Annotated in this window: 17 protein-coding genes and 1 pseudogene; 10 read left to right on the top strand and 8 right to left on the bottom strand. The window is 71.6% G+C overall.

Annotated elements, in window-relative coordinates; all coding sequences use genetic code 11:
* Nucleotides 1-7: 7 nt before the first annotated feature.
* A complete protein-coding gene (locus ACWC5O_RS02520; protein ID WP_450581946.1) occupies nucleotides 8-196 on the bottom strand; it encodes a hypothetical protein in 189 nt (62 codons plus the stop codon).
* Nucleotides 197-333: 137 nt separating this feature from the next.
* Nucleotides 334-663, bottom strand: a complete 330-nt coding sequence (locus ACWC5O_RS02515; RefSeq protein ID WP_450581948.1) for a hypothetical protein — start codon at nucleotides 661-663, stop codon at nucleotides 334-336.
* Nucleotides 664-715: 52 nt separating this feature from the next.
* Here ACWC5O_RS02515 and ACWC5O_RS02510 point away from each other — a divergent pair, with 52 nt between their 5' ends.
* Nucleotides 716-964 (top strand): hypothetical protein, encoded by a 249-nt coding sequence (locus ACWC5O_RS02510; RefSeq protein WP_450780897.1) that lies wholly within the window; start codon nucleotides 716-718, stop codon nucleotides 962-964.
* A gap of 27 nt (nucleotides 965-991) precedes the next feature.
* Here ACWC5O_RS02510 and ACWC5O_RS02505 read toward each other — a convergent pair whose 3' ends face one another.
* Complete coding sequence (locus ACWC5O_RS02505) at nucleotides 992-1,237, bottom strand: hypothetical protein (RefSeq protein ID WP_450581952.1); 246 nt, start codon at nucleotides 1,235-1,237, stop codon at nucleotides 992-994.
* A 400-nt stretch (nucleotides 1,238-1,637) separates the two neighbouring features.
* Between ACWC5O_RS02505 and ACWC5O_RS02500 the strand changes: the two are divergent.
* From ACWC5O_RS02500 to ACWC5O_RS02490, 3 genes and pseudogenes are all read left to right on the top strand, one after another.
* A pseudogene (locus ACWC5O_RS02500) lies at nucleotides 1,638-1,735 on the top strand.
* A 10-nt stretch (nucleotides 1,736-1,745) separates the two neighbouring features.
* Complete coding sequence (locus ACWC5O_RS02495) at nucleotides 1,746-2,474, top strand: hypothetical protein (protein WP_450581954.1); 729 nt, start codon at nucleotides 1,746-1,748, stop codon at nucleotides 2,472-2,474.
* A 216-nt stretch (nucleotides 2,475-2,690) separates the two neighbouring features.
* On the top strand, nucleotides 2,691-4,700 hold the full coding sequence (locus tag ACWC5O_RS02490) for a non-reducing end alpha-L-arabinofuranosidase family hydrolase (RefSeq protein WP_450581955.1): 2,010 nt from the start codon (nucleotides 2,691-2,693) through the stop codon (nucleotides 4,698-4,700).
* Between the two features lie 53 nt (nucleotides 4,701-4,753).
* On the opposite strand, the gene ACWC5O_RS02485 is transcribed toward ACWC5O_RS02490, so the two are convergent.
* Both ACWC5O_RS02485 and bla read right to left on the bottom strand, forming a co-directional pair.
* A complete protein-coding gene (locus tag ACWC5O_RS02485; protein ID WP_450581956.1) occupies nucleotides 4,754-6,358 on the bottom strand; it encodes a carbohydrate-binding protein in 1,605 nt (534 codons plus the stop codon).
* A gap of 251 nt (nucleotides 6,359-6,609) precedes the next feature.
* Nucleotides 6,610-7,530 (bottom strand): class A beta-lactamase, encoded by a 921-nt coding sequence (gene bla, locus ACWC5O_RS02480; RefSeq protein ID WP_450581958.1) that lies wholly within the window; start codon nucleotides 7,528-7,530, stop codon nucleotides 6,610-6,612.
* A gap of 131 nt (nucleotides 7,531-7,661) precedes the next feature.
* Between bla and ACWC5O_RS02475 the strand changes: the two genes are divergently transcribed.
* The 4 genes from ACWC5O_RS02475 to ACWC5O_RS02460 all read left to right on the top strand — a co-directional run bounded on the left by ACWC5O_RS02475 (nucleotide 7,662) and on the right by ACWC5O_RS02460 (nucleotide 10,955).
* Nucleotides 7,662-8,663 carry a LysR family transcriptional regulator gene (locus ACWC5O_RS02475; protein ID WP_450581960.1) on the top strand — a complete coding sequence of 334 codons (1,002 nt, stop codon included), beginning with the start codon at nucleotides 7,662-7,664 and terminating at the stop codon, nucleotides 8,661-8,663.
* Nucleotides 8,660-9,601 (top strand): serine hydrolase, encoded by a 942-nt coding sequence (locus ACWC5O_RS02470; protein WP_450581962.1) that lies wholly within the window; start codon nucleotides 8,660-8,662, stop codon nucleotides 9,599-9,601. Before ACWC5O_RS02475 ends, ACWC5O_RS02470 begins: the two co-directional genes overlap by 4 nt.
* A 200-nt stretch (nucleotides 9,602-9,801) precedes the next feature.
* Complete coding sequence (locus ACWC5O_RS02465) at nucleotides 9,802-10,260, top strand: Crp/Fnr family transcriptional regulator (protein ID WP_450581964.1); 459 nt, start codon at nucleotides 9,802-9,804, stop codon at nucleotides 10,258-10,260.
* The gene (locus tag ACWC5O_RS02460; protein ID WP_450581966.1) at nucleotides 10,257-10,955 is read left to right on the top strand and encodes a CBS domain-containing protein; all 699 of its coding nucleotides are present in this window, start codon (nucleotides 10,257-10,259) and stop codon (nucleotides 10,953-10,955) included. The genes ACWC5O_RS02465 and ACWC5O_RS02460 overlap by 4 nt, the downstream gene beginning before the upstream one ends.
* Nucleotides 10,956-11,017: 62 nt before the next feature.
* Here the strand turns inward: ACWC5O_RS02460 and ACWC5O_RS02455 are convergent, their stop codons facing one another.
* Nucleotides 11,018-11,620 carry an Rv1733c family protein gene (locus ACWC5O_RS02455; RefSeq protein WP_450581968.1) on the bottom strand — a complete coding sequence of 201 codons (603 nt, stop codon included), beginning with the start codon at nucleotides 11,618-11,620 and terminating at the stop codon, nucleotides 11,018-11,020.
* A 368-nt stretch (nucleotides 11,621-11,988) separates the two neighbouring features.
* Between ACWC5O_RS02455 and ACWC5O_RS02450 the strand changes: the two genes are divergently transcribed.
* Entirely contained in the window at nucleotides 11,989-12,363 is a 375-nt protein-coding gene (locus ACWC5O_RS02450) for an STAS domain-containing protein (protein WP_450581970.1), read from the top strand.
* Nucleotides 12,364-12,373: 10 nt separating this feature from the next.
* Here ACWC5O_RS02450 and ACWC5O_RS02445 read toward each other — a convergent pair whose 3' ends face one another.
* Both ACWC5O_RS02445 and ACWC5O_RS02440 read right to left on the bottom strand, forming a co-directional pair.
* Nucleotides 12,374-14,755 carry a phosphoketolase family protein gene (locus ACWC5O_RS02445; protein ID WP_450581971.1) on the bottom strand — a complete coding sequence of 794 codons (2,382 nt, stop codon included), beginning with the start codon at nucleotides 14,753-14,755 and terminating at the stop codon, nucleotides 12,374-12,376.
* Between the two features lie 48 nt (nucleotides 14,756-14,803).
* Nucleotides 14,804-15,502 (bottom strand): universal stress protein, encoded by a 699-nt coding sequence (locus tag ACWC5O_RS02440; protein WP_450581972.1) that lies wholly within the window; start codon nucleotides 15,500-15,502, stop codon nucleotides 14,804-14,806.
* A 387-nt stretch (nucleotides 15,503-15,889) separates the two neighbouring features.
* Between ACWC5O_RS02440 and ACWC5O_RS02435 the strand changes: the two genes are divergently transcribed.
* Nucleotides 15,890-16,564: a CBS domain-containing protein gene (locus tag ACWC5O_RS02435; RefSeq protein WP_450581974.1), complete on the top strand. Its 675-nt coding sequence runs from the start codon at nucleotides 15,890-15,892 to the stop codon at nucleotides 16,562-16,564.
* Nucleotides 16,565-16,573: the final 9 nt, after the last annotated feature.

Raw genomic sequence — 16,573 nt, 5'->3', positions numbered from 1 at the left:
CCCCGCCTCACTGTGCCTGGTACCCCGTGGCGCGGAGCCGGTCCCTGCGGGCGAGGTTGTAGAGCCGCAGCAGGTGCTTGGCCACGGCACAGGGCGCGGCGTCGGCATGGCACTGGCGGCACGTGTGCACGTGCTGTTCGTAGGTGAAGCGAGCGCTTTCCAGCGGATCGTTGTGCGCGTCGTTGAGAGAGGACATGGAGATCTCCGGGCAGGGCGCGTCCTGGGACCGCGCCGAGTTGACTGACTGGTACACCCGAAGCAAAGGTCATCATGTTACTTGCGGTACTGGGAAACTGGCCGGTAACCGCGCCTGACCTGGCCGGGGTTGTGCGGTCAGTGGCCTCCCGAGGGCTGGTCGCACCCATCGTGGTCGGGGTAGCCGCCGAAGGCGTCCGCCTTGGTCGTGGCGCCGTCCAGGGTCCCCGCCAGGCTTCCTTCCACGCACACCGGGTAGTCGTCGACCTGGATGAGGAAGCCGACGCCGCCCTCGCCGGGGTACACCTGCACCTGTCCGCCGGAGTACCCGAGGCCGATGAGGGTCTTGCGGACGCTCTCGGGACTGAACTGCCCGCGCCTGCGCTGTGGTTCGAGCGCCTCCCGGACGCGCGCGACGACCGCGAGGCCCCGGCAGCGGCGCTTGCCGTGCAGTTCGAAGGGCACCATGAAGCCGTGGTTCTCGGCGTAGTGGTCGGTCGGCGGGCCGGTGGGGCTCGGGATGGCCGTGGACGGCTACGGCGAGGCGGTGGGGCTCTCGCCGGGGCACGGAAAGTCCTTGGGGGTGCTCGGCGTCGCCACCGCGCTGCGCGAGGGCCCGCCCGCGCCGGCGTCGTCCCCGGCCCGCTGGGTGCCGCACCCGGCGGCCAGCACGGCCAGTAACGCCACCGGAACCATCCCGGCCCGGGCCCCCGTCGTCCTGATCTTCGTCATGCGCCGATCCTGGCCGATGCCCGGCCCGGCGTCATGAGTTCTCGTACTCAGAAGGCGAGCCGCTTCAGCCGATCTCGGCCCGCTTCTCCCGCGGGGCTCGGGCGTGGTCCACGAAGGCGGTCAGGCCCACTTCGAAGGCCCGGCCGGCCCGGCCCTCGCCCACCGCGGCGAGCGCCTCGGCGAGGCGGGGTGTCGGGGCCGGGTCCGTCAGCTCCCACTGGCCCTGACCGCCGCCGGGGTGACCGGGCCGCGCTCCTTCGCCCAGCGCGCGGAGGTGGTGTGCGATGCCGAAAGCCGGCCCACCGGTCACCGCTGGGCTCGGACTGGCCCATCGCGCACTACGACGTACGGGCCGTACCGGCGACCGCCCCTCACCCCAAGGGCGCCGGCGCACATCGGCCCGGGCTCACGCCGCCGCAGGCGCGGGAGGGCTGCACCGGCCACGCGGCCGCCGCAGCCGGCGACTCCGGCGTGGCCGGCCCCATCGCACCCGGCCGACGCGCCGACCTGACCGCCCCGTCCGTGAACCCCGTACTCGCTCCCGGCGACGAACTGACCGACGGGCCGGTCGTGTTGACGATGACGAGCGGCCACCTGGTGCACCGGGGCGGGTGGCCGAGCACCCCGTCAGGCGCACATCAGTCCCCCGTCAGCGACTCCTGCCACTCTCCTTCATGTGAACGGCACGGGAAACCGGACGCCGGGAACAGGGAGAGGTGCCCGGAGTGGCTGATCGGGGACCAGCGAGCACGGCTCAAGGTCGGGCCCCCCGGGGCCCACGCAGGTTCAAATCCTGCCCTCTCCGCCAGAATGTGCAGGTGAACGACTACCGCCCGGTCCAGCGGGACCCTGCTCCGGAGTGGTACGGACGCCTCCACGTCCGGACCACCGGCCTCTCCGCGGCCGCGTGGCTCACCGAACGCACCCCGGGGTACGCCGCCATGGGCACGGTCGCGGGCGTCGCCGCGCCCGGCTTCCCGGCCTACGCGAGGATCCTGCATCCGGCCTCCCTGGACGAGCGGCCGGTGCGCTGGTCGACGGTGGCCGCCGCGCACGGCACCCGGGTGACCCCGACCACGCGCTGGCACGAGGTCGTCGGGATGGACCAGGACTACCTCAACCGCTCCGACTACGGCCTGCCCGGCGTGTGGGACGAGCATCCGGGCGAGGGACCGACCCCGCCCGATGTCGCCCGAGCCCTGATCCCCGTGCTGGGCCGGCACACCCGCACGCCGGAGCGCTGCTGGTTCGGCCTGTGGTGCGGGTACGGGCGGTGGGAGTTCGACGGGATCCCCACGTTCGCGACACCCGGCCGGGACGAGGTGCTGCTCGCCGGGCGCCTGGCCGACGCCGTCTCTCCACCGGCCTTGGACGAGTTCGCCGAGCTGCCCGACCTGTGGTGGCCCGAGGACCGCGCCTGGTGCGTGGGCGGTGACGTGGACCTGGCCAGCACGTACGTCGGTGGATCCCCGCAGCTCATCGCCGAGTTGCTGTCCGACCCGGAGCTGGAGGCCCACGCCGTGGCCGCGGGCGACGCGGTCGCCTGAGCACCACGTCTCCTGCCCTTTCGGCTACTGCCGGACGAAACATTTCGATGTCAACTCCGAATGATGCGAGAGGTATTGACGTCGCCAGTACCCCTCCTATCATCCTGAGCGTCCGGGGCTACGATCGGCGTTCGATTATCCGAACATCCCGGAATCGAGCTGCGTTCTGTCATGCCCTTGTCATTCACCACAGCATCCGACCGTACGAGGAGAACCATGAAGTTTCCGACGAGGCCCTGCCGGCGCCGGGCCTCCCTCTTAGGCCTGCTGGTCGCCGGCACGCTCCTGGCGACCGGAACGGCCGGGGCCACGCCCACGGCCGTGAAGGCGAGCACCCTCGGTGCTCAAGCCGCCCAGTCGGGACGGTACTTCGGGACCGCCGTGGCCGCGGGCAAGCTCGGCGACGGGACGTACTCGACGATCCTGGACCGCGAGTTCAGCATGGTCACGCCCGAGAACGAGATGAAGTGGGACACCACCGAACGGTCCCGCGGCTCGTTCAACTTCGGCCCCGCCGACCAGATCGTGAGCCACGCCACCGCGCACGGACAGCGCGTGCGCGGCCACACGCTGGTCTGGCACTCCCAACTGCCCAGCTGGGTCAGCGGTATCACGGACGCGAACACCCTGCGCAGCGTGCTGAACAACCACATCACCACGCTGATGAACCACTACAAGGGCAAGGTCTACGCCTGGGACGTGGTCAACGAGGCCTTCGCCGACGGCGGCAGCGGGCAGCACCGCAGCTCGGTCTTCCAGAACGTGCTGGGGGACGGCTTCATCGAGCAGGCGTTCCGCACCGCCCGGTCGGCCGATCCGTCGGCCAAGCTCTGCTACAACGACTACAACATCGAGAACTGGACGGACGCCAAGACCCAGGGCGTCTATCGCATGGTCCGCGACTTCAAGTCCCGGGGCGTGCCCATCGACTGCGTCGGCTTCCAGAGCCACTTCGCCGGCTCCGGGCCGCCTGCGAGCTTCCGGACCACACTGGCGAACTTCGCCGCGCTGGGTGTGGACGTGCAGATCACCGAGCTGGACATCGCGCAGGCGTCCCCGACGGCGTACGCGAACACCGTCAAGGCCTGCATGAACGTGTCCCGCTGCACCGGCATCACGGTCTGGGGCATCCGGGACAGCGACTCCTGGCGCAGCGGCGAGAACCCGCTGCTCTTCGACGGCTCGGGCAACAAGAAGGCCGCCTACACTTCCGTGCTGTCCGCCCTCGGCGGAGCGGCCGCGGCCACGGCACGGCCGGCGAAGGCCGCCGCTCTTCCCGCCGGCTTCGGCTGGAGCTCCAGCCGCCCGCTGATCTCCCCGAAGCCGGACTCCACCCACACCATCGCCGGGATCAAGGACCCGTCCGTGGTCCGCTACAACGGGAAGTGGCACGTGTTCGCCAGCGTCGCCGGTTCCTCCGGGTACAACCTGGTGCACCTGAGCTTCAGCGACTGGTCCCAGGCCGGCTCCGCCAGCCATCACTACCTGGACCGCACGGCGATCGGCAGCGGATACCGGGCCGCGCCCCAGGTCTTCTACTACGCGCCGCAGAAGCTGTGGTACCTCGTCTACCAGACCGGGAACGCGTCGTACTCCACCAACCCGGACATCAGCAACCCCGACGGATGGAGCGCGCCGCGCAACTTCTACGCGTCCATGCCGGACGTGATCAAGCAGAACATCGGCAACGGCTACTGGGTCGACATGTGGGTGATCTGCGACAGCGCCGACTGCTATCTCTTCTCGTCGGACGACAACGGGCACCTCTACCGCTCGCAGACCACCGTCGGCCAGTTCCCGAACGGCTTCACCAACACCACGATCGCCGCCCAGGACTCCAACAGGTACGCGCTGTTCGAGGCGAGCAACGTGTACAAGGTGCAGGGGAGCAACCAGTACCTGCTGATCGTCGAGGCCATCGGCTCCGACGGGCGCCGCTACTTCCGTTCCTGGACCTCCACCGGCCTCGCCGGTTCCTGGACGCCGCTGGCCGCGTCCGAGACCAACCCGTTCGCCCGGGCGAGCAACGTCACCTTCCCGTCGGGCTCCTGGACCAAGGACATCAGCCACGGCGAGATGATCCGCGCCGGGTACGACCAGACGCTCACCATCCCGGCCTGCGGACTCCAGTACCTCTACCAGGGGTTGAACCCGAACGCGACCGGCGACTACAACACCCTGCCGTGGCGGCTGGGCCTGCTCACCCAGACCAACTCCCCCTGCTGAACACGGGAGCCGGCCCCGCGCGCGTGGGTGCGCGGGGCCGGCTCACGGGTCGGCTAGGGCGTGACGACACTGCCGCCGAACGTCACCACGAGGTGGCCGTCCGAGGCGTAGGACCAGCCCAGGGCGCCGGAGTAGGAGGCGCACCGGGAGCCGTTCGTGCCGGACCAGAACTGGTTGGAGCTGTCGGCGTCACCGACGGTCTTGTCGTTGGAGCCGCTGACGGAGAACCGGCACGAGGTGTTGGTGCGGAACACCGAAGTCCCCGCGTCGAAGGAGAAGTTGCGCTCCGCGTTGTCGACGCTGACGTTGTTCGAGATCGCCATCGTGCCGGGGTTGCTGTTGTAGGTGAACCCGTGGTGGCCGTTCTTGTAGGCGATGCTGTGCCGGACGACGTGGTTGACCGCGATGTCGTCGCCGCCGAGCTTGTAGCCGTTGCGGTCTCCGTTGGCGTTCACGGTGCCGTCGGAGAGGGTGCCGTTGCCGTAGGACAGGGAGTTCTCGATGGTCACCGGGCCGATGGCGCCGGTGTCGGTCTTGGTGTAGAGGTCCCAGCCGTCGTCGATGTTGTTGTGGGAGACGTCGTACCGGAAGACGTTCCCGGTGCCGGTGGTCAGCTTCGCGGCGAAGCCGTCGGCGTCCTCGCCGTCGGAGTCGGCGTTGTCGTGCGACTCGGAGCTCACGATCAGGTTGTTCGACGGCCACTGGCTGCTCGGGGTGCTGGAGGAGGTCCGGCCGAGCTGCAGTCCCGTGTCGCGGTTGTACGCCGTCACCGCGCGCTCGACGACGTTGTTGCTGCCGCCGACGTAGATCCCGTTGTCACCGGCGTGCTCAACGGTGAGGCCGTACAGGTGCCAGTACGAGGCGTTGAGCTGGATCCCACGGTTCGACGAACTCTCGCCCTGGGCCGAGAAGTTCAGCACGGGGGTCTCGCCGGGGTAGGCGGAGAGCGTGGTGCGGGCGGCGGCCGTGCCGTCGCTGCCGGCCGGGATGGTCACCGTCGACGAGTAGTCGTACGTCCCGCCGCGCAGGTAGATCGTGCCGCCGGACGTGATGCGGCTGATGGCCGAGGTGAGCGTCGTCGGGGCCGACTCCGTGCCGGCCGCGCCGTCGGTGCCGCTCGGCGACACGTACAGCACGGTGCCGGTCGCCGCCGTGGAGACGTCGGCGACCACGTAGTCGATGTTGGGCAGGCCCGCGGAGGAGGTCGGGTTGAACCGGACGGTGTTGCTGCCCGCGGTGACCGGCACGGTGAGCGTCTTGGTCACCCATGTCCCCCAGGCGCCGGTGGCCTCGAACGACGCCGAACCGGCCGCCGAGCCGTTCACCGTGACGTCGGCCGGCCGCGCGGTGGTGGTTCCGTTGGCGAAGCGGACCTGGAGGGTCGCCGTGCCCGCACTGGCGGCGTTCACGGTGAACTGGGCGTAGGCGCCGCTCGCGTTGGTGCCGTTGCAGAATCCGCTGCCGGAGTATCCGGTCCAGTCGGAGTCGATGGTGCCGATGCAGACCGCGGAGGAACTCTCGGCCTCGATGGGGGTCCCCCCGCTCGAGCGAAGCCGAGAGTGGGGGAGATTGGTCACGGCCTGTGCGGTGGTGCCGGACAGCGCGACGATCGTGCCGGCGATCAGGCTGGCGCACGCGATGGCTGGTCTCAGGTGCATCGGCTTGTCTCCAGGGGTCGGTTCGGCTGGGCGGGCGTGGTGCCGTGGTGCCGTGGTGCCGTGGTGCCGTGGTGCCGTGGTGCCGTGGTGCGACGATGCTGATGTTCGGGTGCGTGAACTCCACTGCCGGGTGTTTGCGGTGACCCGGCAATGGAAAGCGCTTTCACCGACCGTAGAGAGACGCTATGAGCGCGTCAATAGCCTTGTACTTGATAAGAATTCAGTGACATGAACCGAGGAGGCTGCCCGATCTACTCGCCGGGGGCGAGGGTGCGCGCCAGCAGGCGGGCCGTGTCGGCGACCAAGGCGTCGTCCACGGGTGCGTCCTCGGCGGCCTTCGTGGACAGCACGGCCAGCACGATCGGTGTCCCCCGGGTCGTCCAGGCGACACCGATGTCGTTGGCGGTGGCGTAGTCCCCGGTCCCGGTCTTGTCGCCGAGGACCCAGCCCTGGGGCAGCCCGGCGCCGAACCGTTTGGCGCTGGTGGTGTTGCCCTTCAGCCAGGTGACGAGCTGCTCACGGCCGGCGCCGTCCAGGGCCCGGCCAAGGGTCAGTCGCTCGAAACTCCGCCCGATGGCCTCCGGCGTCGTGGTGTCGCGCAGGTCGCCGGGGACGGCGGTGTTGAGATCGGTCTCCCAGCGGTCGAGCCGGCTCACCCGGTCGCCGAGCGACCGGAAGAAGCGGGTGAGGCCGTCCGGTCCGCCGATCTGGCGCAGCAGGAGGTTGCCGGCCGCGTTGTCGCTGTACTGGATCGCGGCCGCGCACAGGTCGCCCACCGGCATTCCGGTGGCGAGGTGCTCCTCGGTCTTCGGCGAGTTCGGCAGGATGTCGCTCGGCGGGTAGTGGATTACCTTGTCGAGCGGCGCGCAGCCACCGTGGTCACGCAGTACGGCCGCCGCCGCGAACGCCTTGAACGTCGAGCACATCGCGAACCGCTCCCCCGCGCGGTACGCCACGATCCGACCGGTGCGCACGTTGTGGGCGTACACGCCGAGCCGCGCGCCGTATCGCTGCTCCAGATCGCTCAACTCGGTGTACGGGTCGGCCGTTCCGGCGCTCGGGGTGGCCGAAGCGCTCGGTGTCCCTAGGGCGGGGGCGACCACGGCGGCGGTGGTGAGGGCTAGGCCGGCTTCGAACAGGCGGCGGCGCGACAGGGCGTTGGCACTGGTCATGTGCGGAGTTCTCCCAGGTCATCTGTCGTCGGCTTGATGGATCTTCGACGGGGACCAGCGAAACAGCAGGAGTCCGCTCATGTCCAAGAGGGAACTTTGAACACCTCATAACTTATTGATATGACTGCTGGATGGATCTCCTCGCGCACCTCGAGGCGTACGTGGCGACCGTCGCCGAGTCGAGCTTCTCGCGCGCGGCCGACCGGCTCGGGATCGCCCAGCCCCTCCTCAGCCGCCGTATCAAGACGCTGGAGGCCCACTTCGGAGGCCTGTTGTTCGACCGTTCACGGCGGCAGATCACGGCGACGGAGCTGGGCCTCCTCCTCCTTCCGTACGCGCAGGACGTGCTGGACCGGGCCCAGCGGCTCGGGCAGGTCGCCCGGTCGGCCCGCCAGGCGCAGGCACGTGCCGTAGGGGTGCCCACGGGCTGCGCCCCGCCGGCGCTGGCACGCGTCATCCGCGCGGGCACCGAGCGCGGGATCACCCTCGGCATGCGCGAACTGCCGCCGGCGGAACGGGTCTCCGGGCTCGCCGACGGCTCGCTCACCTACGCCCTGGTGCGCGTTCCCCCGGAGCAGGCCGGGATCCGGGTACCGCTCGGGCTGGCGTCGGCCGCGCCGCCCGACGCGCCGGAGCCGGTGTCCACGGGAACGAGCGGCAGACGGCGGCGCGCGATCCATCTGGAGGACCTGCGCCCCCGCCGAAGCCGTGCCACGGCAGGTGGACCAACCGTCGCGCTGCCCATCCTGACCCTGGACGAGGACGAAGTGCCGTACGCACAGGACAGATTGATCCGCGCCGCCGCCCGCGCCGGGCTGCCGGAGGGCCTGCTCCGGCCGGCCGGACCGGCTGCCACTGCCCTCGCCGAGACCCTGGCCGGCGGGGCGGTGCTGCTGTGTGCCGAGCCGTTCGCCCGGCGGCACGGGGCGAGTTGGGCGCCGCTGGCCGACACCGCGCTGCACCGGGGGTACGACGTGCAGGGGACCCGGGCCGGGCGCGGGGCGGTGGACGTACCCGACTGGCTGGCCGCGCTGCTCGCGGCGGCCGCCGGCGCGGCGACCGGGGCACCGGAGACGACACGGCCCGGGTCGGCGGCCGAGGACGCCTCGTCGCGGCTGGCAGCACGCGGATGAACGCGGAACCGGTGTACCGCCCGGCCTACGCGGCCGGGGACGGCGCTCTGCTCGACGTCGCCGAGGCGATCGCGGCGGACTGGGCGGCGCTCGGAGTCCGCGGCTCGTTCCTCGCCCGCAACCTGGACTCGGGCGTGGAACTCGGCTTCGACGTCGAGGAGACGATGCCCCTCGCGTCGGTCGTGAAGGTCCCGCTCGCCCTGGTCGTGCTGGACCGGATCGCCGCCGGGGAACTCGACCCGGCATACCCGGTCACGGTCGACCCGGCCGCCAGCAGCATCGGCCCCACCGGACTCGCGGCGTTCCGGCACCCGGCCACCGTGGCCGTCGGCGACCTTCTGCTCCTGATGCTCTCGGTGAGCGACAACGCCGCCGCCGACGCGCTCTTCGGCCTGGTGCCGGTGACGGACGTCGACGCCCGCCTGCGTGCGTGGGGGTGCGGAGGGATACGGGTACGGCACCGGATGAACCACATGTACGAATGCGCGGCCGGAGCCGCCGGCAACGACTTCTCGCTCGCGCTGGAACTGGCCGTCCGCGACGAGCGTGCCGGACGGCACACCATCGAGACCCTGGATCCGGCCCACGCCAACCTCGGCTCGGCCTCGGCGCTGGTGGGCCTGTTGCAGCGGGTGTGGGCGGACGAGATCTCCCAGCCCCCGGCGACGGCCGAGCTGCGCCGGTTGATGGGCTTCCAGGTCTTCACCCAGCGGCTGGTGAGCGAACTGCGGGCGGACACGCTGCGGTGGAGCGGCAAGACCGGCACCTTCCTCCATCTGCGGCACGAGATAGGGGTGGTCGAGGCCGAGTCCGGCGACCGGGTCGCCATGGCCGCGCTCACCCGCGCGGACCGACGGGCCGGCCAGGCCCCGGACATCGACCTCGCGATCGGGATCGGTGCCCGGCGGGCTTTCGAGGCGTTGCGCGGCCGCGGCTGAGGAGGCGGTTCCTGACGACCGACGCAACACCCCAGGTAGGCGCGCGAGTACTTCCAGTGACCGGCGGGTGGTCAGCTGGGCCGAAGGACCCCCGGTGGGGCCGAGCGGTCTGTTGTGGGCGGGCCCGGACGAGCACAGGCTGGGAGCAGGAGCCCCACGGTCGCGAGGGCTACGGGTCTCGAGCGAAGGGAGCCGGAGCGATGACCTCCGTCACCACCATGAGCGCGGCCCTGCCCGCCGAGCAGCGCGTACAGCTGATGCAACTCGCCCGTGAGGTCTCCTTCCCGGCCGGGACGCGGCTGTTCGAGGAGGGTCGGCGTGCCGACCGCTTCTGGATCGTGCGGACCGGCACCGTCGCCCTCGACCTGCATGTACCCGGCCGCCGTCCCGCCGTCATCGAGTCGCTCGGGCACGGCGAAGTGGTCGGCTGGTCCTGGCATTTCCCGCCCTACGTCTGGCAGCTGGGCGCCGAGGCGATGACTCCGGTGCGGGCCTGGGAGTTCGACGCGGAGTCGGTCCGGGAGATGTGCGCCGCCGATCCCGAGTTCGGGCGGGCGATCGCGGTGTGGATCGGGCGCGTGGTGGCCCAGCGGCTGCACGCCTCCCGGGTCCGGCTGCTCGACCTCTACGCCCCCTACGGAAGCGGTGGCCCGGAATGACCGCGACTCCGCCGGCATCGCGGGGCCGGCTGGAGGAGACCGTGGCCGTCGGCCCGCGCCGTGTCCGCGACGTGATGACGCGAGCCGTCGTCGCGGTGGGCCGGGCGGCCCTGTTCAAGGACATCGTCCAGCGGATGGTGCAGTGGCACGTCGGTGCCCTTCCCGTGCTGGAGAGTGACGGCCGGGTGATCGGGGTGGTGTCCGAGGCCGATCTGCTGCCCAAGGAGGAGTTCCGGGAGAGCGATCCGGACCGGTTGACGCAGCTGCGCCGGCTGTCCGACCTGGCCAAGGCCGGCGGGGTCCGGGCCGAGGAGCTGATGAGCACCCCGGCCGTGACCGTCCGAGCCGACGCCACGCTCGCCGAGGCCGCGCGGATCATGGCCCTGCGGCACGTCAAGCGGCTGCCCGTGGTGAACGCCGAGGGCGTCCTCGAAGGCGTTGTCAGCCGCGGGGACCTGCTGACGGTGTTCCTGCGCCCGGACAACGACCTCGCCGACGAGGTCCGGCGGGACGTGGTCGACGTCCTCTTCCCCGCTCCGGTCGAGCCCGTGCACATCACGGTCGCCGAGGGCGTCGTGACCCTGACGGGACGAGTGCGCGACGCCGAGCAGATTCCGCTCGCAGAACGCCTGGTGCGGGGTGTGGAGGGCGTGGTGGGCGTGGACTGCCGGCTGACCGTGACAAGCACGGACTGACGTCACCGCCGGCACGGACCGACGTCGCCGACGCGTCGCGGCAGGCTCAACCCTGCCGTGGCTCAGGTTCCGCCACTGCTGTAGTTCCGCCACTCGGGGCCGATCCGCTTCCATTCCTCGTCCCACTCCGACAGGCGCCGGCGCATGCGCCAGGTGCGGACCAGCCAGCCCCCGGTCCAGACGACCACACCGGCCGAGGAGGCGGCGAGCACGCCGGTCAGGGCCGACTGCAGTGTCGCCTCCGCGGTGGACAGGGGCGGCGACACCATCCGGTTCGCGCTGTCCGTCCACACCGTGAGCCGGCTGCCGACCGGGGCGCCCGGGTAGACCTTGGCCCGGTCGGTGTGCACCGAGCCGTCCGGGGCCGTCCAGCGCACGCTCGCCCACACCCGGCCGTCGTCGTAACCACTGCCGGACGGCGGGGTCCTGGCCGCGTCGTCGGTCAGCACCGCGGACACCGTGTGGACCTGGGCCCGCCGCGCGGAGAAGGCCGAGTCCACCGACACGGCGGCCGCCGTGCCCGCGACGACGCCGCCGACGAGCACGAGGATCCAGATGACGAGCACGATCCAGGCCTCGACGACGTCGCTGTGCCGCCGGAGCGGGTTGCGACGCCATCGCCACCAGCGCACCCGGGTCACATTCGTGGGAGGTGTCCGCGTCATCGGTCGCCGCCTCCTCTCGCATACCGGCGGCCACCGGGCAGGGCGTGTGGGCCCGCTCGGCGTCCGGGTCCGGGCCGAGGTCCGGGTGACGGGGCTGACCGGTCAGTGCCCACCGTGTGCGGTGAGCGACACGGCACGGTGTGGTGCACCCGGCCGTCGTGCGTCACCCCACCATCGTGCACCTCGAAACGGATCGGTGCCGCCCGCAGACCGAAAGAGACGTGCGACGTACCGAAAGAGACGTGCGACGTCGGAGATCCGGCCCTCGCCACGCCGGTTCCGGCGGCGTCACCGGGGTGTCCCGGACGGTCCCGGGTAGGGGCCGATCGGCCCTTCCTCACGTCCTGCGAGATCGATTGGCTGGTGGCATGTCCGAGAACCAGCCGGGACCGGGACAGGCAGCCGCGGACCACACGCCCCACACGGCGGTCCTGGTACCGCTGCAGGGCGAGATCGACCTGGTGACCGTGACCACGCTGTCCCAGCGGCTCGATGCGCTGACCGCTCACCCGCGCCCCGACCTCGTGCTCGATCTGCGGCCGGTCGCGTTCATCGACTGCGCCGGGCTCGGGGTCCTGTGCCGGACCCGGAACCGGGCGCTGGCCCGGCAGGGCCGGCTGCGGCTGGTCGCCGACAGCCCGGGTTTCCTGCGGTTGCTGCGGACCACGGGCCTGTCGGGCGTCTTCGAGGTGCTTCCGAGGCCCCCGCTGACCTCGGTGCCGACGCCTGACGGCCCACGCTAGCCCCGCCGGTTCAGCTGTGCCAGCTCCAGTCGGCGACCTCCGGCAGGTCGGTCCCGTGTTCGCGGATCCAGGCGTGGTGGCGGGTGCGGGCGTCGGTCATGGTCTGGCGGACGCCCGCGGCGCGCATCGCGAGGCCGGGCACGCGGTCGATGACGTCCATGACGAGCCGGTAGCGGTCGAGGTCGTTGCGCACGACCATGTCGAACGGGGTGGTCGTGGTCCCGGACTCCTTGTAGCCGCGCACGTGCAGGTTCGCATGGCCCGCGCGGCGGTATGCGAGGCGGTGGATCAGCCACGGGTAGCCGTGGTAGGCGAAGATCACTGGTTTGCCGGCGGTGAACAGTCCGTCGTACTCGAAGTCGCTCATCCCGTGCGGGTGCTCCTCGCGCGGCATCAGCCGGGTCATGTCGACCACGTTGACCACCCGCACCGCCAGCTGTGGCAGGTGCCGGCGTAGCAACTGCGCGGCGGCCAGCACCTCTTGCGTGGGCACGTCACCCGCGCAGGCCAGGACGACGTCCGGTTCGCCGCCGTTCTCGGTGCCGGCCCACTCCCAGATCCCGGCGCCGCGGGCGCAGTGGACGCGGGCCTGGTCCAGGGACAGCCAGTCGAAGCACGGCTGCTTGCCGGCCACGATCACGTTGACGTAGTCCCGGCTGCGCAGGACGTGATCGGCCACGGACAGCAGGGTGTTGGCGTCAGGCGGCAGATAGACGCGGACCACCTCGGGGCTCTTGTTGAGGACGTGGTCGACGAAGCCCGGGTCCTGGTGCGAGAAGCCGTTGTGGTCCTGGCGCCACACGTGCGAGGTCAGCAGGTAGTTGAGGGAGGCGACGGGGGCCCGCCAGGGCAGCGAGCGCGAGGTCTTCAGCCACTTGATGTGCTGGTTGACCATGGAGTCGACGATGTGCACGAACGCCTCGTAGCAGGAGAACAGTCCGTGCCGCCCGGTGAGCAGATAGCCCTCCAGCCAGCCCTGGCAGAGGTGTTCGGAGAGGATCTCCATCACCCGGCCGTGCCGGTCCAGGTGTTCGTCGACCGGGAGTGTCTCGGCCTGCCACGCCTTTCCGCTGGCCTCGAAGACGGCCTGGAGCCGGTTGGAGGCGGTCTCGTCCGGTCCGACGAGCCGGAAGTCCCGTCGCGAGCCGGTGTCCCGCATGATCTGTTCGAGCAGGTTGCCCAGGACCCGGGTGGGTTCGTGCAGGGTCGTGCCGGGCTTGTCGACGGGTACGGCGAAGTCGTCGAGGGCCGGCAGGGGCAGCTCGCGGACGAGGAGGCCGCCGTTGGCGTGCGGGCTCGCGCCGATCCGCTTCGTCCCCTCGGGGACACAGGCGAGGACGTCCGCGACGGGCCGGCCGTCGGGGCCGAACAGTTCCTCGGGCCGGTACGAGCGCAGCCACTCCTCCAACTGGCGCAGATGCTCGGGGTTTTCCCGTACCCCCGCCAGCGGGACCTGGTGGGCGCGCCAGGTGCCCTCGACGGGTTCGCCGTCCACCTCGACGGGCCCGGTCCAGCCCTTGGGGGTGCGCAGTACGATCACCGGCCAGTGGGCCCGCTCCCCGTCGCCCTCCTCCCGGGCGGTGCGCTGGATCCGGGCGATGCGGTCCAGCGCGTCGTCCATCGCCGCGGCCATGGCCCGGTGCACCTGCTGTGGATCGTCGCCCGTCACGTGCAGGGGTTCGTGGCCGTATCCCCGCAGGAGCGCGTCGAGTTCGGGCTCCGGGAGGCGGGACAGCACCGTCGGGTTGGCGATCTTGTAGCCGTTGAGATGCAGGATCGGCAGGACGGCGCCGTCGTGCACCGGGTCGAGGAACTTGTTGGAGTGCCAGGAGGCGGCCAGCGGGCCGGTCTCCGCCTCGCCGTCACCGATCACACAGGCCACCAGCAGGTCCGGGTTGTCGAAGGCCGCGCCGTAGGCGTGGGAGAGCGAGTAGCCGAGTTCGCCGCCCTCGTGGATCGAGCCGGGGGTCTCGGGGGCCACGTGGCTGGGCACCCCGCCCGGGAAGGAGAACTGCCGGAAGAACCGCTCCATGCCCGGCGCGTCCCGTGACACGTCCGGGTACGTCTCGCTGTAGCTGCCCTCCAGCCAGGAGTTGGCGAGGACCGACGGTCCCCCGTGCCCGGGACCCCACACGCACAGCGCGGCCAGGCCGCGCGCCCTGATCACCCGGTTGAGGTGGGTGTACACGAGGTTCAGGCCCGGGCAGGTGCCCCAGTGGCCCAGCAGCCGGGGCTTGATGTGCTCCGGCTTCAGCGGCTCGGTCAGCAGCGGGTTGGCCATGAGGTAGATCTGGCCCGCCGCGAGATAGTTGGCGGCGCGCCAGTGCGCGTCCAGGGTGCGCAGTTCCTCGTCGGTCGGTGCGGGGGCGTCCGGATGGGCGGCCTGGGACATGAGGACTCCGGAGATCGTCGTCGATTCCCGGTAAGTCTGCCGGGAATATCAGGAAAGTTCGGGCACCACGGCCACCGGACATGCCGCGTGGTGCAGCACCCCGCAGACAACCCGGCCGAGCCGCGGACCGAAGTGCCCACGACCAGCAGGTCGGCATCGCCGGAGGCAGCCGGCAGGGCGTCGCGGGGACGGCCCTCCACGGTGCGCCGCAGCACCTCCAGGCCGACCGGGACGTCCCGCAGCACCTCGTCCAGCGCCAGGGCGGCGTCCGACTCCCGCTCGCCGCTCCCCAGCAGGGTGCCGGTGACGCGACACGGGCACGGCCCAGGGGAAGCCCGCGCAGGCCGGCCTCCTCCGCGGCGAACCGCAGGGCCGCCGAGCCCGCGGGCTTCTCGTCGACGCCGAGGACGGCCCTGCCGCGCTCCCGGGGCGGGCCTGGCCGTCGTGGCTGCCGCACAGCACGACGCCCGGGCAGGTCCGGGCAGCAGAAAGGCCCGGTACCTGGCCGGTACCGGGCCCCCTCCTGCCTGGTTGCGCCTGCTCGGCCACCGTCACGCCGACGGAGCCGAGGATCGCCTCGGTCATGCCGCCGCGGCCGCGGTGCCCCAGGACCACCGCGAGCGCGGAGTGGCTCTCCCGCGTCAGCGCCTGCTCCGGTTCCTCGGGCGGCATGTCGGTGGTGACGTGCACGCCCGGTCGTCTGCGGTGGGCGCGCCGCTCGGCGGTCTCCACGATGTCCTCGGCCATCACCTGTTCGGACGGCCGCCGGCGCCCCGGCCGAGGGAGACGCCCTCGTGGCGCTCCCGCGGGGACGCGTACACCAGCCGCAGCGGCGTGCGGCGCAGGGCCGTGTTGTCACCGGCCGGTCCACGGCCCTGAGGCTCGATTCGGAGCCGTCCACGCCGACGAGGAGGTGCATGGCCGCCACCTCCCGGGGAGGGGGAATCGGATTCCGGCGTGGTCGTGCGGGTCACGCGGGTGCAAGGGCCACCCGGCCCCGGCCGGTACGCGGACGACCCTCGCGGGCGGGTCCGGCGGCCGGGCCGCGGGACCGGGCGGCCCCTGGCGGGCGGCCCGGTCCCGGCACACCCTGGAAACGGCAGGACCGTATCCACGAGAGCCTGGGGAGTCACCATGTACGGCACCCCGTACATCGTCAGCGATGTCATGACCCACACGGTCGCAGCGGTCGGCCGACGGGCCCCGTTCAAGGAGATCGTGCAGCTGATGCGGGACTGGCGGGTCAGCGCGCTGCCGGTGCTGGAGGGCGAGGGCCGGGTCGTCGGGGTGGTCTCCGAGGCCGACCTGCTGCCCAAGGAGGAGTTCCGGGACACCCCGGAGGAGGGGTACGTCCGGCTGCGCCGCCCCTCCGACGTGGCCAAGGCCGACGCGCTCACCGCGGACGACCTGATGTCCTCCCCCGCGGTCACCGTCCGGCCGGGTGCCACGCTCGCCGAGGCCGCGCGTCTGATGGCGCGGGCCGGGGTCAAGCGGCTGCCCGTGGTGGACGAGGTCGGACTCCTCGAGGGTGTCGTCAGCCGCGCCGACCTGCTCAAGATCTTCCTGCGGGGGGACGAGCAGATCGCCGAGCAGGTGCGGGACGAGATCGTGTCCGAGCTCTTCCCACCGCCGGGCTCGGCCCTGCACGTGGAGGTGGAGGACGGCGTCGTGACGCTCGTCGGCCGCGTCCGGGACCCGGACCTGGTGCCCGTGGCCGCGCGCCTGGTGCGGGCCGTGGAAGGGGTGGTGGACGTGGGCTTCGACTTGACTCCCGACCCCGAGAGCCGCAGCCGCGCGGGTTCGCCCTGACCGCGGTCC

Source organism: Streptomyces sp. NPDC001450 (assembly GCF_053597295.1).
Note: the sequence above shows the minus strand (reverse complement) of the source record. Positions and strands in the feature narration are given on the sequence as shown.